Source organism: Aeromonas sp. HMWF015, assembly GCF_963878965.1.
Lineage (GTDB): Bacteria > Pseudomonadota > Gammaproteobacteria > Enterobacterales > Aeromonadaceae > Aeromonas > Aeromonas veronii.
In genome coordinates this window covers 1-23,705 of the sequence record NZ_CAWNZT010000434.1, presented here as the reverse complement: position 1 = coordinate 23,705, position 23,705 = coordinate 1, and the positions used below count along the sequence as shown (strand labels likewise).

Here is a 23,705-nt window from a genome sequence, read left to right as displayed (position 1 = left end):
TCGGGTCCTGGCTTCCTGACTGATACTTCCAGCTTGCCTCGCAGCAGTTTGACCCCTTGCACACTGTTTGGTGCAACGATGACCTTGAGCAGGTATTGCTTGCCGAGGTAAAGGTGACTCTCGCCACTGACATAACGGCGTGGCGTCACATGTTCCAACTGCTGACGAAAGTCACGCAACTGTTCGTAGATCCAGCGGGCACGTTTTTTTACCGCCGCAAGCACCTCTTCATCTGGCGTTTGCGGTGGGGCCATCACCTCAACCCGGCAGTCAGGATGCACCTTGATCAGCAGTTTGCCGGCCTTGGGTCTGGTGAGCCGTTCGAACCGGATGAGCTCGCCGCCATAGGAAAAGTGCTGGAGCCTATTGGCCATGTTGCCAGAGGTACTCATCTGCAGTTACATCCCACTGTGACCAACTCGGGTAATCTGCACGACCATTTCCACCATGCGCTTGGCTTGATCCATGCCACAGCCGATGGCCTTGCTCTCGGTGAACAGCAATGGCAGCAGCTTCTTGCGAATATCGGCTTCAATATTTTGCGGGTTGATAGAGTGTTCAGCGACCGAGGCATCAACCAACCGGTCGATCTCGAAAGCGAGTTTGACCCACTTTTCTTCAACCTGAGCATTCTGGCTGTCAAACAGTTGTGGCAGGTTCTTTTTGAAGACCCCGAAGTAGGCCTGAGCATGGCGGTTAGTGCCAAACGCATCAGGCATATCGTTCAGGCGGCGTTCCTGAACCTGCTCTTCAAACTCGCGGAATAGCATGTACTGCTTGAGAGGGTGATCAAACAGTTTTTCCGCCTCTTCAATGGCGAGGCGCAACAAGGTTGAGAAAGACTCCTGAGCATAAGGGTCATCCCTGAGATCCTGCTCAATCATGCGCGTGACGCGAGTCTTGATGATGTCAGTCTCGTTGCGGGTCTTCTCTTTGCTCCACTCTTCCGGCGGTTTTTGCAGTCCCATCTTGCCGACTTCATACACACCACCGGGCTCTTTGACCTCGACGCCAACCACATGCTTGTCGAGCAGCTTTTTCACCTGCTGGGCGTACTCGTCGTAGTCGACTCGTTCACCTGCATCCTGTTGCACGGTTTGCCGCAGGCTGGAGAACTGCTGCAGCGTTTCTTTGTAGTGGCGGCGATCCGCTTCGGTAAAGGCGGTGTCCTCGAAGAACGAGGCCGACTGCAGAGCAACTTTCAGGCAACTGGCAAAGCGGGAGAGCGCCTCATAGAAGTCTTCACGCACCTTTAGGTGCACATCCACCAGCTCTCCCTCTACCTCTTCCATTCTGGGGACCAACACCTGGCGCAGTTGCTCTATGTCCTGCTTGTTCTTCACCCCGGCAAAGATGTTCCACAGATTCTTGTAGAGCTGTGGCAGGCGCTTGTATTCGGAGCTCATCTGGTTGTAGAGGCCGGCGATGTCGTCAAGGTCGTAGCCGCCCTGAGTGCGTGAGGCGAGATCCTGATACTTGGCGATAGTGGTATCTAGCTCCGAGAGAATGCCGCGGTAGTCGATGAGAAAGCCAAACTCTTTGTCTGGGTGCAGCCGGTTGACCCGGGCGATGGCCTGGATCAGGTTGTGTTCCTTCAAGGGTTTGTCGATGTAAAGCACCGTATTCTTGGGCTCATCGAAACCGGTCAGTAACTTGTCTACCACGATCAAGAGCTTGAGCGGATCATCCTTGTCGGAGAAGCGTTCGATAATCTGCTTGGTGTAGAGCTGCTCATCCTGGCTACCCACGTTATCTTTCCACCACTGCACGACCAAGGGGAGGGTGGATTCATCGACATCGGTATTGCCCTCCCGGCTATCGGGGGAGCTGATAACAATGGCGGATTCGAACAAGCCAACCTCATCGAGATATTGCTTGTACTTGATGGCGGAAGACTTGCTGTCGCAGGCGAGCTGACCTTTCAGCCCTTCCGGAATGTTCTTGTCGAAGTGTTCGGCTATGTCGCGAGCGATAAGCTGGAGCCGGTCATCGGCTTTGTAGAGCTCGCCTTTGCGCGTGTATTTGCGCTTCAGGTCAGCCTTTTGCTCCTCGGTCAGGTTGGTGGCGATGCGGTTAAAACCGGCATCAATCGCCCTGTCGTTCACATCGAGATCCGGGATGCGTTCTTCATAGAGCAGGGGGGTGACCGCCTTGTCCTCAACGGCTCGCTGCATGGTGTAAGCGTGCAGGATGGGGCCAAACTTGTTGGTCGTCTTGTCGTTTTTCAGCAGCGGGGTGCCGGTAAAGGCCACAAAGGCGGCATTGGGCAGGGCCAGTTGCATGCGAATGTTGTTTTCGCCCCCCTGGCTACGGTGCCCCTCATCGATCAACACGATGAGATCCGGGCTCTTGTTGACGCACTCAGGCAATTTGGTGGCAGTGTTGAACTTCTGGATCAGCGAGAAAATGATGCGCTCGGTACCCTTGCCAATTTGCTCGGCCAGTCGCTTGCCCGAGGTGGCCATCGCCGCGTCCTTGTCCTTCTTGCCAGCCAGTTCACCACTGGATGAGAAGGTCTTGCTGAGCTGGCTTTCCAGATCCACCCGGTCGGTCACGACAATGATGCGGCTGGCTTTCAGCGCATCATGCAGGATCATCGCCTTGCTCAGGAAGACCATGGTGAACGACTTGCCTGAGCCTGTGGTGTGCCAGATCACCCCGCCTTGGCGGCCGCCATCAGGGCGCTTGTGGCTGATCCGCTCGATCAGTCGCTTGATGCCGAACACCTGCTGATAGCGGGCCACTATCTTTCCGGCTTTCTTGTCAAACAGGGTAAACAGACGGGTCATCTCCAGCAGCCGATCAGGTGACAGCAGGCTGATAAGCAGCCGATCCTGGTCCGTCACCGCCAACTCGCCGGCGGCCAATAGGGTCTGGTACCAATCCAGTGTGGCCGGTGGGCGATGATCAAACAGGGTCGAGAGGGTATCTTGGGGAATCGGCCGATTCTTGATCTCGGCCATCTGCGCGTCGCTTATGTCCTCTTCACGCCAGGCTGCCCAGAATTTTTCCGGTGTGCCGCAGGTGCCATAGCGTCCTTCGATACCGCTGATGGAAAGCAGCAACTGGCTATAGGCGAACAACAGCGGGATCTCACCGTGTAGTTGGTTGCGAATAGTCTGGGAGATCCCCTCCTTGACGGTAGGTCCCTTCTTGGCGTTGCTATCCGGGCGTTTCGCCTCGATCACCGCCAATGGCAGGCCATTGACGAAGCAGACGATATCGGGGCGACGCGACTCTATGCCACTGGCTCGGGTGACATGAAACTCTTCGGTAAAGGTGAAGCTGTTATTGTGCGGGTGATGCCAGTCGATCAGGGCAATGGTCGGGTTCACCTTTTTGCCGTCAATGAATTCGGTGACCGACATGCCATAGAGCAAATGGTTATAGATCCGTTCATTGGCTGTCATCAGCCCTTCGTTAAGCGCTGGAGTACACAGCTCACTTACCAGATTGTCGACTGACTTGGCGGACAGCGGATACCTCTTGCCAGCATACACAAAGGCGCGCTTGCTCAGCGCCTCGCGCAGAATCTGGCTCAGCACGACCTGGTCATATTTATTGTTACGGGCTGCCAGCGCCTGCTTGGGGGGCAGAAAAGTCCAGCCCAGCTGGGTCAGCAGGATCAGGGCCGGGATCTTGGCGCTGAACTCTTCTTGAAACTTGGGTGCGTGGTGATGATCAGTCATTGAGTTCAATTCCCCGTGCAGCGAGCCATTGGCGCCCTTTCTCTGTGGTTTGGTAAGCCTGTTCCGGATGATTGGGCACTTCCGGGTGGGCATAGCCAATCAAGCCCTCTTGTTCCCTCATAATGTTCAAATGGGACGCCTTTAATGCGTTTTCCCGCCGGTTCAGCGTTTTGGCCAGTTGCTCAGTTTTGTAAGGACGCATGGCACAGAGCCATAGAATCACTGGCCACAGGTTATTTCTGCGTGCTTTGGGGGTGAGCTGGTCTATACGAGCGAGGAGATCTGACGGGAGGTCACCCGCATTTGAGCCGAGGTCACCTCTATTTGCGTCGAGGTCACCCGTATTTACCACGGGGTCACCCGCATTTGAGCGGGAGCACTCATCAGAGGCAGTATCAAACAGCGGGAGTTCGTGAGGTGTTGACAGCTCGTAGTAAGTGGAGGGACCAGCCCCCCCTTTGACCAGCAACTGGTACTGACGATGCAATCTTCCCAGTACCTGGCTGGCCGTGAGCGTATCAAGGCCTGTAATGGCGCGAAGGCCTGCGTTATCGACCGCTCCCGTCTCTTTGGCCAGGATCAGTGCTTTGGCCTCATCGTTGTTCAAGGTGAAATGAGCGAACTGTTTGAGCCAGGCCAATTGCTCTTCGCCCATTAGTTGATGCAATAGATAGGTTGCCAGAAACTGATTCTGGATGACCTGACTCATAAAAACAGGCGCGGTCAGACCCACCTGGTCCAGCAGACGCCGCATGGTGCGGATACCGGAGCCTTTGGTTTCGGCAAAGCTGACGTCGTAGAGCACAGAAGCCAGCACCGGATTGCGCAGAATAGATCCCATCTCCCCCAGCATCGCCTCGGGCTTGAGAGAGTAGCCGGCGTTGCGTATCTCGAGACGGTTGCTAAAGCGTACCACTATGATGGGCTGATTGACCTGATAATCACGATGCATGACGGCGTTGACCACCGCTTCGCGAATAACCTTCTGTGGCAGCAAGGGCTGGTCGTCTCGCTGGGTTTTGCCCTCTTCCAGACGAAAATGCTTTGGCAAATCATCCAGAATGGTGGCTTCCAGTTTGGGGATCAGCGTCAACAGGGGTTCACGCAGATCCAGCGTGGTGTCGAAGCGCTGTTGAGGGTCTTCCACCCACTGGGTGCCGGCGACGCGCACATAGTCCACGCGCATGGCTGGTAACAGTCTTCGCAGCGCCAGCGGTTTGCCAAGGAGCAATAAGCCAGCGATATTGGGTATCCATTCACCCTGGCGCTTTTTCACCAGATTGAGGGATTGGAGCATCTCACTGTCACTGGCCTGCAACTCTTCAGCATGAGGGCGAACCTTGCTGCGTAGCGTGCGATAGAGCTCGATGGCGCGTGGATCGAGATCATCCCAGTGGGCGTCAGGCAGCAAAACCTGCTCGAACCCCAGGCCATTTTTGGCGAGCAGCAAGGGCTCCAGCTCCTGCTGGGAGCATTCGTAATCACCGTTCAATCCCCGTCGCCAGACGCCACTCTTACGCTTGTTCTTGCTATCGAACTTCCCCTTAAAGGTGCAAGGTTTGGCTGCCGGCTCCAGTTCGGGGACAAAGACAACTAGCACACGCTTGCCCTCCAGCTGATGGGTTTGCGCCTGTACCGGGATAGGCTGTTCAAACTGGTCACGGCAGTTGGTCTGCAGGGTGTTGAGAAGCTGGTCACTGAGGCTGACACCGCATACCGAAAAGGTATCGTGTGTTTCATCTGGCTCGTTAACTCCGAGCAGCAGATAGCCACCACCAAGGCCTGGCTCATTGGCAAAGGCACAGATCGACTGCATGACGGATGAACCGATGTCGCTGCCCCGTTTGGCCTCGATACGGGGACACTCATCCAGCTCGCGCAACTGAGCCAGCAACTGCTCCGGGGTAAATTCGATCATGCCTCTGAACGCTCCTTCAACTGTGTACTACCGATGGCGTCTATTCGGGGTCTTGCCATCTCAACTCAACTCAGTGCAAACAGCACTGCTTGAACTTCTTGCCGCTGCCACAGGGGCAGGGGTCATTGCGCCCGATCTTGGGGACCGCTCTAACCGGTAGGATTACTGGTGTGAGCGCTGGTGCGGCTATCGGTGCTGTGTTTGGCCCTCGTTGTGCCAGAAAATGGGTGTGCAGCCGCAAGGCGGCGGGACCTACTTCGGCCACGCTCTGTTGGTGCTCCGGTAGCGAAAGGCTGGCAAGCTGTGGCAGCAGCTCATCGCTGCCGTGCAAACGGATCACCTCAAGGGAGCGTTCCAGATCCTCTGACAAGGCTGGCCAGCTCCCCAGTGCCATACCTCGCAGATAGCCAAAGCACCAATCCTCGGCGTTGCAGATCTCCTGCCCTTCGACATAGTTGGCCATCAGCACCGGGAGAAAGTGCTCGGGCTGATAACAGAGGGTATGGGCCAGAATATTCATATGGCCAAGGATCAAATCCAGCGCCCGTTTCATATCCCGCTCGGAAGACCACTCAGCGGGCGTACCGCCCCAGAGTACCGGCCACCACTGGCTGGGTGGCACCAGCTCGGGGCCGGATAGCACGGCGGTCAGAAAGCCGTCGAGTGCCGACAGACTCAGCATCGAGTCGTCGTTGCCATGGTCCATCAGCCGCTGCTCCAACCACTCCACTTCGGCTTCGGTCATGGGGTGAATGGTCACTTTTTTCATGCGGCCTCCTCCACCTTGACCCGCCGTTTGCCGGTCAACAGTTGCTGCATCAGGGCTTTTTTCTCTTGCTTTAAGGCATCGAGCTTTTGTTGCAGAGCAGAGATTTCCTGATCGGCGGTGGAGAGCACGGCTGCAATTTTCTTTTGTTCTTTAAGTGAAGGCACCAGAACAGGAAACTTTTTCAATTGTGTTGAATTGATACTTGCCAAATTTGTACTTCGCTTTGCACAACTTAAAAAGTACGCTTTTCCATAATTGCTAGCAGCTAAAGCGGCAAGGAAAAATGAATCTATCACCTCGGGGTCTGGGCGAACCGCAAAAACATGATTTTGATGCAAACATGGCTTAATCTGCCCCAGCCACACATCCCCGCGGCCTAATTTATCGAAATCACCGCCCTCATTCATCAATACATCGCCTTTCTGCAAGGAAAAACGATCCATCTTGTCTCGTTCAACTTCGATTTCTTTTAATTCATCCAGATTAACATATCCATCTTGAACATTAGCGACTCGAAGATATGGGACTACCACAGGGTCTTTCAATCCTGTTTTACCTTTTGCTACCCCAGTTCTGACTTGCGCAACTTGTTCAAGCGGCAACTTTTGCCATGCCTTGTCATCCGACAGGCGTTTTTTTCCGGTGAGCAGTTGCTGCATCAGCGCCTTTTTCTGCTGCTGGCTATTGAGCAGTAGTTGCTCGGTAGTGATGATCGCACTATCCCAAGTGGATAGAATCTCGGCTATTTTATTTTGTTCGGCTAAAGGCGGAATAAGAGTTCTTACTTGTCTTAACTCAGTTAATGATATCTCTTGTAGCGCAGACCCTCCCACTCGCCGCATTAAATCAGACCTGAATTTCGGAGAGCGAAGTTCCCAAAGAAGAAACTCTGGATAAACAACACTCTTTTTGGCTGATATTCTTGCCAACCCTCTTGTAATGTTTGCTCCAGAAAGGCTTGAGTCAATGATCTTGACGAGACCAACCTCGCCACGTAAAGCCATGACGATTTCACCCTCTTCTAGAATTGTTTTCTTGTAAGCGTGATGTATTTCCTCAGACGTTTTTATCATATCGCTAACACACATGGCGGCTTTAGTGAGATCAACGACACGGAGGCAGGGGATACCATTTGGTAAATCATCACCTGTCTGAACAATTCCATATGAGATTTGCTTTCTACATACTTCGCTTAGTGGATAGCTCTTCCAGCCATTAGGCACCATAGCCGAGCTCCTCCAGATACTTGGCCATCTCTGTTTCAAGTTCGGTCAGTTGGGCTTTGAGTTGCTCTCGCTCGGCACGTACCGCCAGCAGATCGATTTCTTCCTCTTCCTCGAAGGTATCCACATAGCGGGGGATATTGAGGTTGTAGTCGTTCTCCTTGATCTCTGTGAGCGAAGCCAGATAGGCGTATTTCTCGACATTGCCGCCATTGCGGTAGGTGGCGACGATCTTGGCGATATTCTCCGGGCTTAGCTGGTTCTGGTTCTTGCCCGGCTTGAAGTCGCGGCTGGCGTCGATAAATAGCACATTGTCGTCCACCTTCTCTTTTTTGAAGATCAGGATGGCGGCGGGGATGCCGGTGCCAAAGAACAGCTTTTCCGGCAGACCGATCACTGCATCGAGCAGGTTTTCATCGATCAGCTTCTGACGGATCTTACCTTCGCTGGAGCCGCGGAACAGCACGCCATGAGGCACCACGACGCCCATACGGCCGCTCTTGGGTTTCAGGGTTTCGATCATATGGAGGATAAAGGCGTAATCCCCCTTGGTCTTGGGCGGGATGCCGCGCTTGAAACGGCCGAACTTATCGTGCTCGACCTCATCATGCCCCCACTTGTCCAGCGAGAACGGCGGGTTGGCGGCCACGATATCGAAACGCATCAGATCGCCATTTTTATCCAGCAGCTTGGGATTGCGGATGGTATCGCCCCACTCGATCTTGTGGTTGTCTTCCCCGTGCAGGAACATGTTCATCTTGGCCAAAGACCAGGTGGAGCCGATGGCCTCCTGCCCGTAGAGGGCGTAACGTTTCTGGCCGTGGTTTTGCACCACCTTGCGGCCGCACTTCATCAAGAGCGACCCGGAACCACAAGCGGGATCACAGATGGTATCGTCGAGCTGCGGATCCAGCAGCTCGGCCATCAGGTCGGAGACCTCGGGCGGGGTGTAGTACTCGCCAGCCTTCTGACCGCTGTTGGCGGCAAACTTGCCGATCAGGTACTCGTAGGCGTTGCCAATCACATCGAGGTTGCCGACCCGGCTTGGTCGCAGATCGAGAGCTGGATTTGCAAACACCTCCAGCAGGTCTCGCAGTATAGTGTTTTTCTGCTTCTCTTCGCCGAGGCGATCGCTGTTGAAGCTGATGTCTTGGAACACGCTCTTGTTGCCATCTTTGAGCTTGGTGCCGTTGGCTTCTTCCAGTGCATGCAGAGCCTGATCGATCCGCTCGCCGTTTCCTGGCTCGTAACGTCGTTCATAGAGGGTGTAGAAGCTGGATTGTTTGGGCAGCACAAAGCGCTCGCTCTTCATCATCTCTTCGATAAGCTCTGGTGCGTCGCCGTACTCTTTCTTGTAGCTGTCGTAATGGTCCTGCCAGACATCGGAGATGTACTTCAGGAACAGCATGGTGAGGATGAAGTCTTTGTAGGTATCGGCGCTGATGGTGCCTCGGAATGTATCGCAAACACTCCAAAGAATATTGTTGATGGCATCCTGATTTATTTTATTGTTCATGTCTGAATTTATCCTGTTGGATTTTATTACAAATTTGGTTGAATAGCGTATCGCCATTCTCTATGAGTTTTTTGTATGTGTATTTTTGTTGTAGCCAAGTTTGATTGATATTGGCTATTCTCTCTTGGTCCATTCTGCTAGGCAGCTCTATTGGCATGTCACCAATTATTTTTGCTGATATTTTATTTATATTGGTTCCTTCACTAACCTCGGAGAAGTAGCGTTGCCCTATGTTGGAATTAATATACCAGAGAAGAAAGTGAGGCGATACTTCGAGCCTGTCGCATATAATGACTGCGGTTTGATTTGTTGTAACAACAGGTAAGTCGGACGCCGATTCAAATATAGCAGCAGAAAACACAGGCCCCCTGAGTCTGAGTAAAATGTTACCATAAGACAAGGAGTGATGTGATATATGTATTTCAGGTTGCACTTTTATTAAGTTATTTAGATCGATTTTATCATCTGGAGTTATATCTTTTGTTTGTATGAGGTAACAGGACCCGGTGAGAAAGTCTTCTTTGATAGCAGATTTAAAAGCCATGCCGAGTCTTATTTCGGCAATGTCACTCAGTTTTATGGTTTTTTTCATGTTTATCATAAAAAGGGGATTACTCCCCCTTTCCCTCATTAGAGGTTATGGTGACAACTTGTCTTATGTTGGTATCACCCATATTAATAGAGAGATCGTATTCTATGGAGTGATAAGGCATCTGTTTCAATATGACCATCAGAAATAGGTTGATGATGATCGTGCGTGGAATGCGGTTAGTGGCATTCTGTTTGGAATTTTGATAACATTTATCCGGCATTAGGCTCACCTTATTCATTGGGGTCTGGGTCTAGTATCGAGAGGCGGTGGAAGCGCCAACTTAGCACCGCCTCTTCAATTTAAGTTGTACTGCTCTACTACGATCGAAAGTATCCTATCTTTACCCCTCCAATGCAAGTAGTACAAGCGTACTAGTTTGTACTGTTTGTACAAAGAAATATTAAGTCATTGATTTTTATTGTTTTTATGAATTTCTCTTATGCAGAAATTTCCATTGTGTGCGGACAAAACTATGTTGGATTTCTTTGGCGCTCACCTTGGATGTCAAGTTAGCAGCCGTTGTCAGTTGCTATTCTGGTAAACCTTCTGTCAGGACCTACGCCAAAATTTCACATGTGAAATTTTTCCCGAAAACGCTGTAAGTGCCCAAAACGGGCACTTACAGCGCTCTGGATTTCGTTAGGTCCTCGGTACGCTGTGCATGTTGATGTTTGTTACAGGGAGATCATCTGCATGCGTGAGCAAAATCCGTCAGTTTACAGCGATCCTAACGGGTCAATTCTGAAAGAGCTTTATGAGCTGAAACGGCTGGTGATCCAGCAAGGGCAGGGGCAGAAGGAGGTGATTTCTGCCGAGGAGTGTGCTGAGTTGCTGGGGGTTTCTGTCAGCTATGTGTACCGCCTGACCAGTGAAAAGCGTCTGCCGCATTACAAGCCACAAGGCAAAAAGATCTACTTTAAGCGGGCCGAGTTGCTCGATTGGCTGCTCTCCCACCGCATTTCGCCGGACGCCGAACTCACTGAGCATGTGACCAAGCGTGTACGGCAAGCTAGTAATGGGCTGCTGTGAGGCTGTTATGGAGCGAGATCTCATTGCATCTCACTGGCCTCAGGATCTCCGGTCGGCTTTTATTGAACCTCCGAAACCCCTCGATTTTGTCCTCCCGGGGCTGCCTGTTGGCTGCGTTGGTGCTTTGGTGTCACCGGGAGGGGTGGGCAAATCGATGTTGGCATTACAACTGGCAATGCAGATATCCGGTGGGCCGGATTGGATTGGGCTTGGCAATCTGGGCAGGGGGGCTGTGCTCTACCTGCCTGCAGAGGACCCTTGGCCTGTACTGCACCAGCGCTTGTTTGCCTTGGGCAGAGGTCTTGATGCTGAACTTCGTGCCAACGTTGAACGAGACCTTCGTTTGATATCGCTTCAGGGTGTCAGCCCGAATGTGCTGGATAGCCATTGGTGGGAAGCGATTGCCATTTGGGCTGAGGGGGTCAGGTTGGTGGTTATCGATACACTGAGACGCTTTCACGATGCTGATGAGAATGCAGCCTGTGCTATGACACTGGTGCTGGGTCAGCTGGAACGGCTGGCCATGCTGAAGGGATGCGCTGTGTTGTTTGTACACCACACTAGCAAATCCGCAGTTTTCCAAGAGGCTGGCGATCTGCAGCAGGCAAGCAGAGGTTCGTCGGTACTGGTGGACAACGTCCGCTGGCAGGCCTATCTCGCCACTATGACCAAGAAAGAGGCGCAGAAGCTGGGCGTATCGGTAGAGAAGAGCCAGCTTTACGTGCGGTTTGGGGTAAGCAAAAGCAATTATGGGCCGCCACTACCGGAGCGATGGCTGGAGCGGAAGGAAGGTGGCGTGCTGTACCCCGCTGGTTTGGACGAAATACGCTGGGCTGGGGGCAAACGTGCCTTGCTTTGAATTGACTCATGCCCGGCACGACCATATGCACTGCCTTGCTCCCGGGTTGTTTAGGGCGATCTCCCATGGCCAACGCCGCCGTGACAAGCTGGAGGTGATTTACCGTTTCGGTGGTGGCAATCAGATCGAGTTCTCCGGGCCTGAGCCGTTGGGTGCAGATGACCTCCGTGTGCTTCAGGGGTTGGTTGCCATGGCTGGACTTGAGTCACAAAGTAACGAGATTAAGCCAGTTGCAGTGAGCGAAACTGGGACGATATTGCGAGATCTTCTGGATCTTCGTTGGGCTGCCAACCAGCAAAGGGTATTGGTGGTCAGAAGCAGCCTGCGCAAACTGGCCAAGGAGATTGGATACGCCAATCCTCGGGATACCAATACTGTACGTTGCTGTATCGAGCGATTGTGGAAGGTGTCGGTGATCGCAAAGGTGGCTGGCCAGCGTAGCGGATTTCGCTTATTGGCGAATTATGTCAGTGACACTCAGACTGATGGACTTTTTGTGGCGCTTAATCCCTTGCTGACCTACGCCATTATGGGTAATGGTCGCCATGTTCGTATCGACATGACAGAAGTTCGGCACTTGAATGGCAGCATCGCTCGGTTGTTGCATCAGCGGCTATGTGCCTGGGTGGATTGTGGTCAGAAAAGGGCAGTGCAGTTAGACACCTTGGTCGCTTATGCCTTCCCCGATGAGGTCAGCACGGCCACCCATCGCAAGCGGCAATCACGAGTTCGCAAGGCATTGGATGAGCTGACTGCTTTGGGCTGGTCTATCTGCGAACATGCCAAAGGGCGGTTTACCATCGGCAGGCCTGCACTATCACGATAACGGTCACAAACTATCACGAAAGTGGTCACAAAGTTCACGATAACGGTCACAAGCCAATTCAGTGAAACCCAGTTACCGCTTGGGCTGCAGGGCGATCCTGAAATCCGATCTATATTATCTAAGATAATCTAGGCCAGCGCATAGTTGCGCTGGCCTATTTGTTGGCTCTTCCTGGCCATGATCTCGTCGAGGGTGCTTCTATCACCCCAAGACATTGGGGAAATCGAGCATGGCATCTCGGCGCCGCGATTCAAGAATGTCGGCGTAGATCTCGGTAGTTCTCAGCTCACTGTGCCCCAGCAAGCGGGAGAGGGCATAGATATCGACGCCGCGGTTAAGCTGGATGACGGCGAAGGTATGACGCGCGCTGTGGAAGGTTACCTTCTTGGTTATACCCGCCGGCAACGCCCACCGGGTGAGCTCCATGTTGTGCCAAGCCGAGTACTTGAGGCCCTTGAAGATCCGCTCTGTTGCCTTGCCTGGGCGCCCCATCAGCTGCATCGCCATGTCATTCAAATCTAGGTATTGCAGGCCGCTGGTCTTTTTCTGGGTGAAGACGATACGGTAATGGCCATAGAAGGGCTCCAGCTCGGCCCAGGTCAGCTTGTGAATGTCGGACCAGCGCAAGCCAGTGCAACAAGAGAACAGAAAGGCGCGCTTAAGAACGTCGTAGCGGCACTCGGCCTGGGCCAGGGCTCGTACCTCGTCTTCGGTCAGATAAACCCGTTTGTTCTTCTCCCCCTGGATAGCTTTGACTCGTCGTACCGGATTATCCGGTAGCAGCCGTTCCTGCTCAGCCTGGTTCAGGGCCGCCCTTAACTTGTTGAAATAGGCACTCTGGGTGTTGCGGCTCAGTGGTGTGCCGCTTTTGGTTCGGGCTTTGTGCATCAGGTAATGCCGAAAACCCTCCAGGAACAGCTGATCTACTTCCTCGAAAGTCAGCTCCGGCAGCTTATGGTACTGGCGTAAATGCTTGAGGGCTGATATCCAGATGGAGTGGTTGCTCTTGCTGCCTGCCGCTTTTTGGTCTGTAACCTCTTGGAAGTACTCGAAGAAGCTGGCCTTGTAGGCGTTCGAGAAATCCAGATGGTGTTTACCAGTCTCGTACTCGAAGAGTCGCTTGGCGCGGATGGCTTCGGCTGCTCGCTGGGTTTCTTTGTTGTGGAGCCGCTGTGCTGGAGTACGTGGCTTGTCGTACAAGAAGAGATCTAGGGGCTCTCTGCTGCGTTTGTGCTTGCGGATGCCCGTGGTTGGTTCAAGGTAGGAGCCGGCGTAATAGGTTAAGCGCAGAGCGCGCTTGCCTTCGGCGTCAGGTTCGCGGAATTCGATGCTGATCTTCATAATTGTCCCCCGAAAGTACCCCGAGAGGTTACTTCGGGGTACTCTCGGGGTAAATTCTCACGAAACAAGATCAGGCAAGAATAGCCAGTAAAAAACAAAGTCCAATATTTACAATGCCTTATGTTCTCACTGGCTGCTTTTTATTGCTGATTTTTCACCACATTACTTGCCGATGCAGAAGCTGGAGAAGATGCGGCCCAGCAGATCGTCGGAGCTGAATTCGCCGGTGATCTCGGAGAGGGACTCCTGCGCGAGGCGCAGCTCTTCGGCCACCAGCTCGCCAGCCACGAACACTTCCAGCTGCTCCTTGGCCACCAGCAGCCGCTCGGCGGCACGCTCCAGCGCATCCAGATGGCGGCGGCGGGCCATAAAGCCCCCTTCGGTGTTGCCCTGAAAGCCCATGCAGGCTTTCAGGTGCTCGCGCAGGGCGGGCAGCCCCAGCTCGGTCTTGGCGGAGATGCGGTAGACGGCGTGGCCCTGCTCCTGGCTCGGTGCCAGATCCTCGCCGGTCAGATCGGCCTTGTTGCGAATGACGGTGAGGCCGATGTTTTTTGGCAACCGATCAACAAATTCCGGCCAGATCTCCCGCGGGTCAACCGCATCTGTGGTGGTGCCATCCACCATAAACAGCACCCGATCGGCCTGTTCAATCTCGGCCCAGGCGCGTTCGATACCGATCTGCTCCACCTTGTCCTGAGTGTCGCGCAGACCGGCGGTGTCGATGATGTGCAGCGGCATGCCATCGAGATGGATGTGTTCGCGCAGCACGTCGCGGGTGGTGCCGGCAATCTCGGTGACGATGGCCGACTCGCGGCCCGCGAGGGCGTTGAGCAGGCTCGATTTGCCGGCGTTGGGGCGACCGGCGATCACCACCTTCATCCCTTCCCGCAGCAGGGCGCCCTGTTTGGCTTCCCCGCGCACGTCGTCCAGCTCGGACATGATGGCGTAGAGGTCGCCCGCCACCTTGCCATCGGAGAGGAAGTCGATCTCCTCGTCCGGGAAGTCGATGGCCGCTTCCACATAGATGCGCAGCCGGATCAGGCTTTCCACCAGTTGCTGGATTTTGCTGGAGAACTGCCCCTGCAGGGAGTGCATGGCGCTGCGGGCGGCCTGTTCGCTGGAGGCTTCGATAAGGTCAGCGATAGCTTCGGCCTGGGCCAGATCCAGCTTGTCGTTGATGAAGGCGCGCTCGCTGAACTCGCCGGGACGGGCTGGGCGGATGCCATCGATTTTCAGAATGCGGCGGATCAGCATGTCCATGATGACGGGGCCGCCGTGGCCCTGCAGCTCCAGCACATCCTCGCCGGTGAAGCTGTTGGGGGCTTTGAACAGCAGGGCGATGCCCTGATCCAGTACCTGGCCTTGCTCATCCTTGAACGGCAGATATTCGGCGTAGCGCACCCGCGGGAGCTTGCCGAGCACTATCCCGGCGACCTGTTCGGCGGCGGGGCCTGAGACCCGGACTATGCCGACGCCACCACGGCCTGGCGCGGTGGCCTGGGCCACGATCGTATCTGTTGTCATCTTGCTTGGCTCGTTTGTTCGCTGATAGGAAAACGTAGTGGGGACATTGTAATAAAAAAGGCGGCCCGAAGGCCGCCTCTTTTGTCATCACGGGAAGATTAGCTGCGTGAATGCAGCCCTTTCTTCTCCAGCTGACGATAGATGATGGTCTGCTGGATGATGGAGATGACGTTGCTCACCAGCCAGTAGAGAGTCAGGCCAGCCGGGAACCAGAGGAACATGAAAGTGAAGATGATCGGCATGAACTGCATCACTTTCTGCTGCATCGGGTCGGTTACGGTGGTCGGGCTCATCTTCTGCAGATACCACATGGAGGCACCCATGAGGATTGGCAGCACGAAGAAGGGGTCCTTGACTGACAGGTCGGTGATCCACAGGGCGAACGGCGCGTGGCGCAGCTCAACAGACTCCATCAGTGCCCAGTAAAGGGCGATGAAGATCGGCATCTGAACCAGGATCGGCAGGCAGCCACCCAGCGGGTTGACCTTCTCCTTCTTGTACAGCTCCATCATGCCCTGAGACATCTTCTGGCGGTCATCGCCGAAGCGCTCACGCAGAGCCGCAATCTTGGGTTGCAGCATGCGCATCTTGGCCATGGAGGTGTACTGGGCCTTGGTCAGCGGGAACATGATGCCGCGCACCAGCAGGGTCAGCATGATGATGGCCAGACCCCAGTTCTGGACGAAACCGTGGAACACGGTCAGCAGCCAGTGCAGCGGTTGGGCGATGAACCACAGCCAGCCGTAGTCGACGGTCAGGTCGAGGTGGTTAGCCACCTTGGCCATCTGGTCTTGCAGCTTGGGACCGACCCACAGCTTGCTGGTCACTTCAGCCTGTTGGCCGGCGGCCACGTCAACCAGCGGTGCCTTGTAACCGATGATGGCCTGGCCTTTACCAGGGATCACACGGCTGTAGAAGCTGTTGGTATCGTCGGCATTCGGTGCCCAGGCAGAGACGAAGTAGTGTTGTAGCATGGCGACCCAACCACCTTTGGTGGTCTTGTTCAGGTCAGCATCCTTCATCTCGTCGAAGGTGTACTTCTTGTAGCGGGTATCTTCAGTGGAGAAGGCACCACCACGGTAAGCGCTGGCTACCATGGCATGACCTTCCTGATCCTTCGGTGTGGCTACGGTCTGCTTCAGCTGACCATAGAACTGCACCTGAACCGGCTCGGCAGATTTGTTGTCGATCTTGTAATCAACGCCAACGGCATAGTCGCCACGCTTGAGGATGAACTCCTTGGTGAAGACCACGCCCTTGCTGTCGGTCCAGGTCATCGGAACGACGACTTGATCCTGACCATCGGCCAGCTGATAGCTGGTCTGGGCGGCTTCATAGGTAGGACGACCTTCGGCCTGACTGTCCGGACCGTTGCGACCCACCAGACCGCTCTGGGCGATATAGAGGTGCTCAGGCTTGCTGGTCAGCAGCACGAACGGTTGGTCCTTGCCCTCTTCCAGTTTGTGAGACAGCAGTTCGGCAGACACGATGTCGCCACCCTGGGTGTCCAGGGTCAGCTTGAGCACGTCAGAGGAGACGGTGATCAGCTTGCGTGCGGCAGTCGCGTTGGCTTGCTCGGAAACCTGAGGAATATCACCGGTCTGACCGGCTTCAGGTACGAAATGTTCGGTTTGGGCCACGGTAGTCGGGGCCGGCTTCGGAGCCTTGTCGGACTCCCACTGTTGCCAGAGCAGAAAGCTCACGAACAGCAAACCGATCAGGAGTAGATTGCGTTGTGATTCCATAGTTTTCAGTTTCTTCGCTTTGGTTGCGGAACCGGGTCATAACCACCCTCGGATAAGGGATGGCATTTTAATAGACGTTTGCTGGCTAACCAAACGCCTTTTATGAAACCGTGAAGTCGGATGGCTTCTATCGCAAATTGGGAACAAGTTGGGGTAAAACGGCAGCGCGGCCCGAGCAGAGGGCTAATGATTAGCTGATACAGGCGTATCAGTTTGATAGCTACCCATTGCAACGGCGTGACAGGGTGCGCCATAGCTTTTCCAGTAACTTGAACAGTTCCTCGTTATCCATCTCTTTCACACCGGCCTTGGCGATCACCACGATGTCGATAGCGGGCAGCTGATGTTGTTTGAGGCGGAAACTTTCCCGAACCACCCGTTTGACACGGTTACGCCAAACGGCACGCTTGAGTGCTTTTTTGGGCACAGCGAGACCAAGACGAGGGTGTTCGAGCGAATTGGGAGAGGCGAGAAGAGTAATCTGCGGAGAGGCGGCCCGGACAGGCTCGGCGAAAACGCGTTTGAAGTGTTCGGGAGTTAACAGACGTAACTCCCGAGAGAAGGTGTGCTGGGTAGGCATTAGACTACCAGGCGGGCACGACCCTTGGCACGACGAGCGGCCAGAACTTTACGACCGTTGGCAGTTGCCATGCGGGCGCGGAAACCGTGAGAGCGCTTGCGCTTCAGGTTGGACGGTTGAAAAGTACGTTTCATGATTCGATTCCGTATTTCTGTACAGTTTTGATTGTCACACTTAGCCGACGCGCCAGCTATAGCGTGTGACGACTAGCAAAAGAGGCCGAATTCTAAACAGAGTTCGGCTTTTAGTCAATCCGCCGTTCCCTCTCATCCTGCCGTGGTCTTGAAAAGGCCGCTGCCGAGCGTGAGGATCCAGAGGATCAAGGGCTCCGGATTATACTGGCAACCCGGGGTTAAACAAGGGATCCCTCAATAAAAAAGGCGGCCAGGCCGCCAAAGAGAGAGCTATTTAAGGACTTTCCGCAAGAACTCCCGGGTACGGGGATCCTTGGGATCGACCAATATCTGATCCGGCGGGCCCTGCTCGACGATCCGCCCTCCTTCCATGAAGATCACCCGATCGGCAACATCACGAGCAAATTCAATCTCATGAGTCACCACCACCATGGTCTGGTGCTGGCGGGCCAACTCTTTCATCAGTCCCAAAACCTCGTCGACCCACTCGGGATCGAGGGCCGAGGTGGGCTCGTCAAACAGGATCACCTTGGAGTGGGCCGCCATGGCGCGGCCAATGCCGACCCGTTGCTGCTGGCCGCCGGAGAGGGAGGCCGGATAGGCATCCTGCTTGTCGGCGAGACCAATGTCCTTGAGGATGCCGAGTGCTGTGGCGCGGGCCTCCGCTTTTGGCTGCTTCCAGACGGTGATCAGCCCTTCGGCGATGTTGTCGAGCGCCGTCTTGTTGGCAAACAGGGCGTAGTTCTGGAACACGAAGGAGGCCCGTTTGCGCAGCTCGATCGCCTGCTGTTCGCTGGCCTTGGCCAGATTCAGCTCAAGATCGTCGATGGCAAGGGTGCCCGCATCTGGGGTCTCCAGCAGGTTCAGGCAGCGCAACAGGGTCGATTTTCCGGTGCCTGAGGGGCCGATGATGACGACAATTTCCCCCTTTTTGACCTCCAGATCGATGCCGTTGAGCACCTGATTGCCGTGATATGCCTTGGAGAGGCCGGTTAGCTTGATCATGAACGCCCTCCTTTAATAGGCACGGTTGAGACGGACTTCCAGCAGATGCTGCAAGCGGGTAAAGAAGATCACCACCACCCAGTAGATCAGCGCCACCGCCATAAAGCTCTCGAAGAACTTGAAGGAGGAGGAGGCTTCCATCTGCGCCTTGCCCATGATCTCGGCCACTCCCAGGGTGAAGGCCAGCGAGGTGCTCTTGATCATGTCGATGAAGTAGTTCATCAGCGACGGGGTGGCGATGCGTGCCGCCTGCGGCAGGATGATCCGCTGCATCGCCTGATAACGGCTCATGCCGATACTGAGCGCCGCTTCCATCTGGCTTTTGTGAATGCCGAGGATGGCTGCGCGGATCGACTCGGCCATGTAGGCGGCGAAGTGCAGGGTCAGACCAACGATGGCGGCAGTAAAGGCATCCATCCCCACGAAGATCGGGAACAGTTGCGGCAGTCCGTAGTAGAGCAGGAACAGCTGAACGAGTAGCGGTGTACCCCGAAAGAACGAGATATAGAGCATCGCCAGCCAGTGAATCGCGGGGACGCGAAACACCCGTACTATCGCCAGGGCCAGCGAGAGTACGAGTGCCAGCACGAATCCCCACAGGGCCATCTCCATCGTGGTGCCCAGGTATTTGAGCAGGATGGGAAACAGCCCCAGCGTGTATTCGAGGTCAAATTCCATCATTTATTTGTCGGTGATGTCGGAAGCGAACCATTTCTCGGAGATCTGACGCAGGGAGCCATCCTTGCGCATGGCGGTCAGGGCCTCGTCGACCTTCTTCAGCAGCGCCTGTTTCTCCGGGGTCTTCAGGAAGGGCAGGGCGTTCTCGATAGTCTCGAACGGTGCGCCAGCCTGTTGCAGCGGCAGCTTGGACTCCTTGATCAGCTGGGCGGTGGAGACGCGGTCCATCACGAAGGCATCGATGCGACCCAGGGCGACATCCTGCTCGAAGGCGGAGTCATAGGTGCGGATATCGATCTTCTTGTTCGGGTCGTTCTTGCGCAGCAGCTCTTCGAAGTTGGAACCCAGGTTCACGGCCACCTTCTTGCCTTCCAGATCCTTGATACCGTGAATGGTGCTGTTGCCCTTGCGTACCACGATCTGGGCGCCGTCATAGACGTAAGGCTGGGAGAAGTCGTACTTCGCCTTGCGCTCGTCGGTGATGGTGATCTGGTTGGATATGGTATCGATGCGGCCGGTTTCCAGCATGCCGAACAGGCCGGAGAAGCTGGCGGTCACGAATTCGACCTTGTAGCCGGTACGTTCGCCGATCTGGTTCCACATATCCACTTCAAAGCCTTGCAGCTTGTCCTGTTTGACGAAGGTGAACGGGAAATATTTGCCAGACATGCCGACCTTGATGGTCTCCTGGGCGATGGCCTGACCAGACAGGGTGGCGAGCAGGATGGCTGCGCCGGAAATCAGTTTGATGGATGTTTTCATGGTGTTTCTCTCTCTCAATGTCTTGTATTTGTAGTTGTAATAACTGGTTTGGCCCTGATGTTATTGGAATAAAATTTAAAAAATAAATGACATTTGGTTATATGAAATAACAGGAGAGAAGCACGGGATCGACCAATCCGGACGGTGGATCAAGCTGTGGGTAACTTTGGGGATGAAATCCGATCCAAAGGCGCTGGATCCTTGAAAGTCAAGGATCTTATTTGCTGGATCCACCGGGCGATGGCTGGAGATCCGGCGGCTAAAAACGTAGAATAGCCGGTCTTTAGTTAATCAATCGACAGGAGTTTAGAGTGACTGCTTCGCTATGGCAGCAGTGCCTTAACCGGCTGCAAGATGAGTTGCCCTCGGCAGAATTCAGCATGTGGATCCGGCCGCTTCAAGCGGAGTTGAGTGACAATACTCTGACCCTGTATGCACCGAATCGCTTTGTTCTGGACTGGGTACGAGACAAGTATCTCATCCGGGTTAACGGCATCATCAACGAACTCTGCGGGGTCGACGGCCCCGCCCTGCGTTTTGATATAGGCAATCGTCCCCATCCTGTTGCTGTCGCCAGAGCGCCGGTACAGGGTGCCGCGCCTGTGAATAACTTGCAGAAGAGCTGGGAAAGCAAGGCTGAAGCCAAGCCCGAGCCGAACCACAAGAGCAACACCAACGTGAACTATACCTTCGAGAATTTCGTCGAGGGTAAGTCCAACCAGTTGGCGCGTGCGGCTGCCCGTCAGGTAGCGGACAATCCGGGTGGTGCTTACAACCCGCTGTTCCTCTATGGCGGCACCGGCCTGGGTAAAACCCACCTGTTGCACGCCGTTGGCAACGCCATCAAGGAGAGTAAAAAAGATGCCAAAGTCATCTATATGCACTCCGAGCGGTTTGTTCAGGACATGGTGAAAGCGCTGCAAAACAACGCCATTGAAGAGTTCAAGCGTTACTACCGCAGCGTCGATGCCCTGCTCATCGATGACATCCAGTTCTTCGCCAACAAGGAGCGCTCCCAGGAGGAGTTCTTCCATACCTTCAATGCCTTGCTGGAAGGGAATCAGCAGATCATCCTCACCTCGGATCGCTATCCGAAGGAGATCAACGGTGTCGAGGATCGCCTCAAGTCCCGCTTCGGCTGGGGTCTGACCGTGGCGATCGAACCGCCGGAGCTGGAGACCCGCGTCGCGATCCTGATGCGCAAGGCAGACGAGAACCAGATCCATCTGCCGGACGAAGTGGCCTTCTTCATTGCCAAGCGTCTGCGATCCAACGTCCGTGAACTGGAAGGCGCCCTCAACCGGGTTATCGCCAACGCCAACTTTACCGGCCGTGCCATCAACATCGATTTCGTGCGCGAAGCGCTGCGCGACCTGTTGGCACTGCAGGAGAAGCTGGTCACCATCGACAATATCCAGAAGACGGTGGCGGAGTACTACAAGATCAAGCTGGCGGATCTGCTCTCCAAGCGTCGTTCCCGCTCTGTTGCCCGTCCGCGCCAGCTGGCGATGGCACTGGCCAAGGAGCTGACCAACCACAGTTTGCCGGAGATAGGTGATGCCTTTGGTGGCCGTGACCACACTACCGTTCTTCATGCCTGCCGCAAGATCGAGCAGCTGAAGGAGGAGAGTCACGACATCAAGGAGGACTATTCCAACCTGATCCGTACCCTTTCTTCCTGATAACGGAATTGAGTGGACAGATGCAGCGCGAATATTCCAACCTGATCCGAATCTTTTCCTCCTAATCACAACGGAGAGCACAGATGCAGCTCGAAATTAGCCGTGAGGCCCTGTTACGTCCTCTGCAACTGGTGTCCGGCGCCCTCGGCGGCCGACCGACCCTGCCGATCCTCGGCAACGTGCTGCTTGATGTCAGCAACGGTCTGCTGTCACTGACCGGTACCGATCTCGAAGTAGAGATGATCGGTCAGGTCTATCTGAACGGGGCCAGCGAAGATGGCCGCACCACAGTACCGGCGCGCAAGCTGCTGGATATCTGCCGTGGTCTGCCGGAAGGCGCCGAGATCCGTCTCAATACCGAAGGGGAGCGCCTGATCATCCGCTCCGGTCGTTCCCGCTTCAACCTCTCGACCCTGCCAGCGACCGAGTATCCGAACATCGAGGATTGGGAATCCGTGCTCGAGTTCGATATCAGCCAGCTGGAGCTGAAGAAGCTGATCGATGCGACCCAGTTCTCCATGGCCAGCCAGGATGTTCGTTACTACCTGAACGGCATGCTGTTCGAGAGCGAAGGTCACGGTCTGCGCACTGTGGCGACCGACGGTCACCGTCTGGCCACCTGCCGCCGCGAGGTAGTAGGGGAATCGCTGCCCGATCATCAGGTTATCCTGCCGCGCAAAGGGGTATTGGAGCTGGTGCGTCTGCTGGAAGCGGAAGACAAGCCGGTACGGCTGCAGATCGGCCGCAGCAACCTGCGTGCTGCGCTGGACGGCTTCATCTTTACCTCCAAGCTGGTGGATGGCCGCTTCCCGGATTGGCGCCGGGTCATTCCGCGCAACAGCGACAAGGCGCTCATCGCCGGCCGTGAGGATCTGCGTCAGGCGTTTGCCCGTGCCGCCATCCTCTCCAACGAGAAATTCCGTGGGGTGCGTCTCAATCTGCAGGAAAACCTGCTGCGCATCACCGCCAACAACCCGGAACAGGAAGAAGCCGAAGAGCTGCTTGACGTACAATATGCCGCTGGCGAGATGGAGATCGGCTTTAACGTCTCTTATGTGCTGGACGTGCTGAATACGTTAAAATGTGACCAAATTCGGATTAGCCTGAGCGATTCCATCAGCAGTGCCATTATTGAGGATTTTGAACATCAGGATGCTCAGTATGTGGTGATGCCGATGCGGATCTAGTCGTGTCCCTGGTCAAACTCCAGCTCAGCGACTTTCGCAATATCCAGCAAGCCAGTCTCAAGCTGTCGCCCGGCCTCAACATTCTGGTCGGGTGCAATGGCAGCGGCAAGACCAGCGTGCTGGAAGCCATTCACTACCTTGGTCTGGGGCGCTCCTTTCGCACTCATTTGACCGGGCGGGTCATCCGCCAGGGGGAGAGGGCCTTTACCCTGTTTGCCCAGTGCGAGCTGGAGGGGCGTCAGGTACCGATCGGTCTTGCCAAAGACAAGAGTGGCGAGACCCAGCTCAAGATTGCCGGGGCGCAGGCTCAGCGGCTGGCCGATTTGGCGGAGCTGTTGCCGGTGCAGTTGATCCATCCCGATGGCTTCAACCTGCTGACGGGCGGGCCTCAGGCTCGCCGCGCCTGGCTCGATTGGGGTGTTTTCCATCAGGAGCCGACCTTCTTTGCCCTCTGGGGACGAGTGCGGCGGCTGCTGAAACAGCGCAATGCGCTGCTGCGCCAGAGCACCCAGTACCGCCAGCTGGCGTTCTGGGATCAGGAGCTGGTGCGGCTCGGGGGTGAGCTGGCCGAGTTTCGCGCCAGTTATTGTCAGGCCATTACGCCCCTGATCAAGGAGATGACGGCGGATTTTCTGCCGGAATTCGA

The 23,705-nt window shown here is 55.1% G+C and carries 22 protein-coding genes; 6 read left to right on the top strand and 16 right to left on the bottom strand.

The window, feature by feature from the left end:
- The 7 genes from AACS18_RS22500 to AACS18_RS22470 form a co-directional block, all read right to left on the bottom strand.
- Nucleotides 1–374 (bottom strand): YgjP-like metallopeptidase domain-containing protein (locus AACS18_RS22500; protein WP_146184729.1); only part of this gene is annotated, 374 nt, incomplete at its 3' end.
- 24 nt (nucleotides 375–398) lie between these two features.
- The gene (locus AACS18_RS22495) at nucleotides 399–3,689 is read right to left on the bottom strand and encodes a type I restriction endonuclease subunit R (protein WP_108611940.1); all 3,291 of its coding nucleotides are present in this window, start codon (nucleotides 3,687–3,689) and stop codon (nucleotides 399–401) included.
- Nucleotides 3,682–5,607 carry an RNA-binding domain-containing protein gene (locus tag AACS18_RS22490; protein WP_108611939.1) on the bottom strand — a complete coding sequence of 642 codons (1,926 nt, stop codon included), beginning with the start codon at nucleotides 5,605–5,607 and terminating at the stop codon, nucleotides 3,682–3,684. Before AACS18_RS22490 ends, AACS18_RS22495 begins: the two co-directional genes overlap by 8 nt.
- Nucleotides 5,608–5,677: 70 nt before the next feature.
- Complete coding sequence (locus AACS18_RS22485; RefSeq protein ID WP_108611938.1) at nucleotides 5,678–6,376, bottom strand: UPF0149 family protein; 699 nt, start codon at nucleotides 6,374–6,376, stop codon at nucleotides 5,678–5,680.
- The gene (locus AACS18_RS22480) at nucleotides 6,373–7,602 is read right to left on the bottom strand and encodes a restriction endonuclease subunit S (RefSeq protein WP_108611937.1); all 1,230 of its coding nucleotides are present in this window, start codon (nucleotides 7,600–7,602) and stop codon (nucleotides 6,373–6,375) included. Before AACS18_RS22480 ends, AACS18_RS22485 begins: the two co-directional genes overlap by 4 nt.
- Nucleotides 7,592–9,115, bottom strand: coding sequence for a type I restriction-modification system subunit M (locus AACS18_RS22475; protein ID WP_108611936.1), 1,524 nt, complete (start codon nucleotides 9,113–9,115; stop codon nucleotides 7,592–7,594). The genes AACS18_RS22480 and AACS18_RS22475 overlap by 11 nt, the downstream gene beginning before the upstream one ends.
- Nucleotides 9,105–9,707: a restriction endonuclease subunit S gene (locus tag AACS18_RS22470; protein ID WP_108611942.1), complete on the bottom strand. Its 603-nt coding sequence runs from the start codon at nucleotides 9,705–9,707 to the stop codon at nucleotides 9,105–9,107. The genes AACS18_RS22475 and AACS18_RS22470 overlap by 11 nt, the downstream gene beginning before the upstream one ends.
- Nucleotides 9,708–10,400: 693 nt before the next feature.
- Here AACS18_RS22470 and AACS18_RS22465 point away from each other — a divergent pair.
- From AACS18_RS22465 to repC, 3 genes are read left to right on the top strand one after another with little or no spacing between them, the layout of a single operon-like run.
- Nucleotides 10,401–10,736, top strand: a complete 336-nt coding sequence (locus tag AACS18_RS22465; protein ID WP_108611934.1) for a helix-turn-helix domain-containing protein — start codon at nucleotides 10,401–10,403, stop codon at nucleotides 10,734–10,736.
- Entirely contained in the window at nucleotides 10,723–11,595 is an 873-nt protein-coding gene (locus AACS18_RS22460) for a helicase RepA family protein (protein ID WP_308810789.1), read from the top strand. Before AACS18_RS22465 ends, AACS18_RS22460 begins: the two co-directional genes overlap by 14 nt.
- A 25-nt stretch (nucleotides 11,596–11,620) precedes the next feature.
- The gene (repC, locus tag AACS18_RS22455; protein WP_069555161.1) at nucleotides 11,621–12,421 is read left to right on the top strand and encodes a replication protein C, IncQ-type; all 801 of its coding nucleotides are present in this window, start codon (nucleotides 11,621–11,623) and stop codon (nucleotides 12,419–12,421) included.
- 201 nt (nucleotides 12,422–12,622) lie between these two features.
- On the opposite strand, the gene AACS18_RS22450 is transcribed toward repC, so the two are convergent.
- The 9 genes from AACS18_RS22450 to AACS18_RS22410 all read right to left on the bottom strand — a co-directional run bounded on the left by AACS18_RS22450 (nucleotide 12,623) and on the right by AACS18_RS22410 (nucleotide 20,190).
- Nucleotides 12,623–13,762: a site-specific integrase gene (locus AACS18_RS22450; protein ID WP_108611932.1), complete on the bottom strand. Its 1,140-nt coding sequence runs from the start codon at nucleotides 13,760–13,762 to the stop codon at nucleotides 12,623–12,625.
- Nucleotides 13,763–13,924: 162 nt separating this feature from the next.
- On the bottom strand, nucleotides 13,925–15,286 hold the full coding sequence (gene mnmE, locus AACS18_RS22445) for a tRNA uridine-5-carboxymethylaminomethyl(34) synthesis GTPase MnmE (protein ID WP_019445516.1): 1,362 nt from the start codon (nucleotides 15,284–15,286) through the stop codon (nucleotides 13,925–13,927).
- 98 nt (nucleotides 15,287–15,384) lie between these two features.
- Nucleotides 15,385–17,031 carry a membrane protein insertase YidC gene (gene yidC, locus AACS18_RS22440; RefSeq protein WP_005342319.1) on the bottom strand — a complete coding sequence of 549 codons (1,647 nt, stop codon included), beginning with the start codon at nucleotides 17,029–17,031 and terminating at the stop codon, nucleotides 15,385–15,387.
- Nucleotides 17,032–17,036: 5 nt separating this feature from the next.
- Entirely contained in the window at nucleotides 17,037–17,285 is a 249-nt protein-coding gene (gene yidD / locus AACS18_RS22435; protein WP_075116235.1) for a membrane protein insertion efficiency factor YidD, read from the bottom strand.
- Complete coding sequence (gene rnpA, locus AACS18_RS22430) at nucleotides 17,252–17,611, bottom strand: ribonuclease P protein component (RefSeq protein WP_005342318.1); 360 nt, start codon at nucleotides 17,609–17,611, stop codon at nucleotides 17,252–17,254. The genes yidD and rnpA overlap by 34 nt, the downstream gene beginning before the upstream one ends.
- Entirely contained in the window at nucleotides 17,611–17,745 is a 135-nt protein-coding gene (gene rpmH, locus AACS18_RS22425; RefSeq protein ID WP_005307156.1) for a 50S ribosomal protein L34, read from the bottom strand. Before rpmH ends, rnpA begins: the two co-directional genes overlap by 1 nt.
- A gap of 270 nt (nucleotides 17,746–18,015) precedes the next feature.
- A complete protein-coding gene (locus tag AACS18_RS22420; RefSeq protein WP_005339311.1) occupies nucleotides 18,016–18,750 on the bottom strand; it encodes an amino acid ABC transporter ATP-binding protein in 735 nt (244 codons plus the stop codon).
- Between the two features lie 12 nt (nucleotides 18,751–18,762).
- Nucleotides 18,763–19,431: an amino acid ABC transporter permease gene (locus tag AACS18_RS22415; protein WP_019445518.1), complete on the bottom strand. Its 669-nt coding sequence runs from the start codon at nucleotides 19,429–19,431 to the stop codon at nucleotides 18,763–18,765.
- Nucleotides 19,432–20,190: an amino acid ABC transporter substrate-binding protein gene (locus AACS18_RS22410; protein ID WP_005339308.1), complete on the bottom strand. Its 759-nt coding sequence runs from the start codon at nucleotides 20,188–20,190 to the stop codon at nucleotides 19,432–19,434.
- Between the two features lie 311 nt (nucleotides 20,191–20,501).
- Here AACS18_RS22410 and dnaA point away from each other — a divergent pair, with 311 nt between their 5' ends.
- The 3 genes from dnaA to recF form a co-directional block, all read left to right on the top strand.
- On the top strand, nucleotides 20,502–21,872 hold the full coding sequence (gene dnaA / locus AACS18_RS22405; RefSeq protein ID WP_005339307.1) for a chromosomal replication initiator protein DnaA: 1,371 nt from the start codon (nucleotides 20,502–20,504) through the stop codon (nucleotides 21,870–21,872).
- A gap of 83 nt (nucleotides 21,873–21,955) precedes the next feature.
- Entirely contained in the window at nucleotides 21,956–23,059 is a 1,104-nt protein-coding gene (gene dnaN, locus AACS18_RS22400) for a DNA polymerase III subunit beta (RefSeq protein ID WP_005339306.1), read from the top strand.
- A gap of 2 nt (nucleotides 23,060–23,061) precedes the next feature.
- The coding region (gene recF, locus AACS18_RS22395) for a DNA replication/repair protein RecF (RefSeq protein ID WP_146184728.1) at nucleotides 23,062–23,705 on the top strand (644 nt) is incomplete at its 3' end.

Bases quoted from the DNA above. Each gene is read 5' to 3' on its own strand.
- AACS18_RS22495 (WP_108611940.1), bottom strand. From the start codon at position 3,689: ATGACTGATCATCACCACGCACCCAAGTTTCAAGAAGAGTTCAGCGCC.
- AACS18_RS22490 (WP_108611939.1), bottom strand. From the start codon at position 5,607: ATGATCGAATTTACCCCGGAGCAGTTGCTGGCTCAGTTGCGCGAGCTG.
- AACS18_RS22485 (WP_108611938.1), bottom strand. From the start codon at position 6,376: ATGAAAAAAGTGACCATTCACCCCATGACCGAAGCCGAAGTGGAGTGG.
- AACS18_RS22480 (WP_108611937.1), bottom strand. From the start codon at position 7,602: ATGGTGCCTAATGGCTGGAAGAGCTATCCACTAAGCGAAGTATGTAGA.
- AACS18_RS22475 (WP_108611936.1), bottom strand. From the start codon at position 9,115: ATGAACAATAAAATAAATCAGGATGCCATCAACAATATTCTTTGGAGT.
- AACS18_RS22470 (WP_108611942.1), bottom strand. From the start codon at position 9,707: ATGAAAAAAACCATAAAACTGAGTGACATTGCCGAAATAAGACTCGGC.
- AACS18_RS22465 (WP_108611934.1), top strand. From the start codon at position 10,401: ATGCGTGAGCAAAATCCGTCAGTTTACAGCGATCCTAACGGGTCAATT.
- AACS18_RS22460 (WP_308810789.1), top strand. From the start codon at position 10,723: ATGGGCTGCTGTGAGGCTGTTATGGAGCGAGATCTCATTGCATCTCAC.
- repC (WP_069555161.1), top strand. From the start codon at position 11,621: ATGCACTGCCTTGCTCCCGGGTTGTTTAGGGCGATCTCCCATGGCCAA.
- AACS18_RS22450 (WP_108611932.1), bottom strand. From the start codon at position 13,762: ATGAAGATCAGCATCGAATTCCGCGAACCTGACGCCGAAGGCAAGCGC.
- mnmE (WP_019445516.1), bottom strand. From the start codon at position 15,286: ATGACAACAGATACGATCGTGGCCCAGGCCACCGCGCCAGGCCGTGGT.
- yidC (WP_005342319.1), bottom strand. From the start codon at position 17,031: ATGGAATCACAACGCAATCTACTCCTGATCGGTTTGCTGTTCGTGAGC.
- yidD (WP_075116235.1), bottom strand. From the start codon at position 17,285: ATGGCGCACCCTGTCACGCCGTTGCAATGGGTAGCTATCAAACTGATA.
- rnpA (WP_005342318.1), bottom strand. From the start codon at position 17,611: ATGCCTACCCAGCACACCTTCTCTCGGGAGTTACGTCTGTTAACTCCC.
- rpmH (WP_005307156.1), bottom strand. From the start codon at position 17,745: ATGAAACGTACTTTTCAACCGTCCAACCTGAAGCGCAAGCGCTCTCAC.
- AACS18_RS22420 (WP_005339311.1), bottom strand. From the start codon at position 18,750: ATGATCAAGCTAACCGGCCTCTCCAAGGCATATCACGGCAATCAGGTG.
- AACS18_RS22415 (WP_019445518.1), bottom strand. From the start codon at position 19,431: ATGATGGAATTTGACCTCGAATACACGCTGGGGCTGTTTCCCATCCTG.
- AACS18_RS22410 (WP_005339308.1), bottom strand. From the start codon at position 20,190: ATGAAAACATCCATCAAACTGATTTCCGGCGCAGCCATCCTGCTCGCC.
- dnaN (WP_005339306.1), top strand. From the start codon at position 21,956: ATGCAGCTCGAAATTAGCCGTGAGGCCCTGTTACGTCCTCTGCAACTG.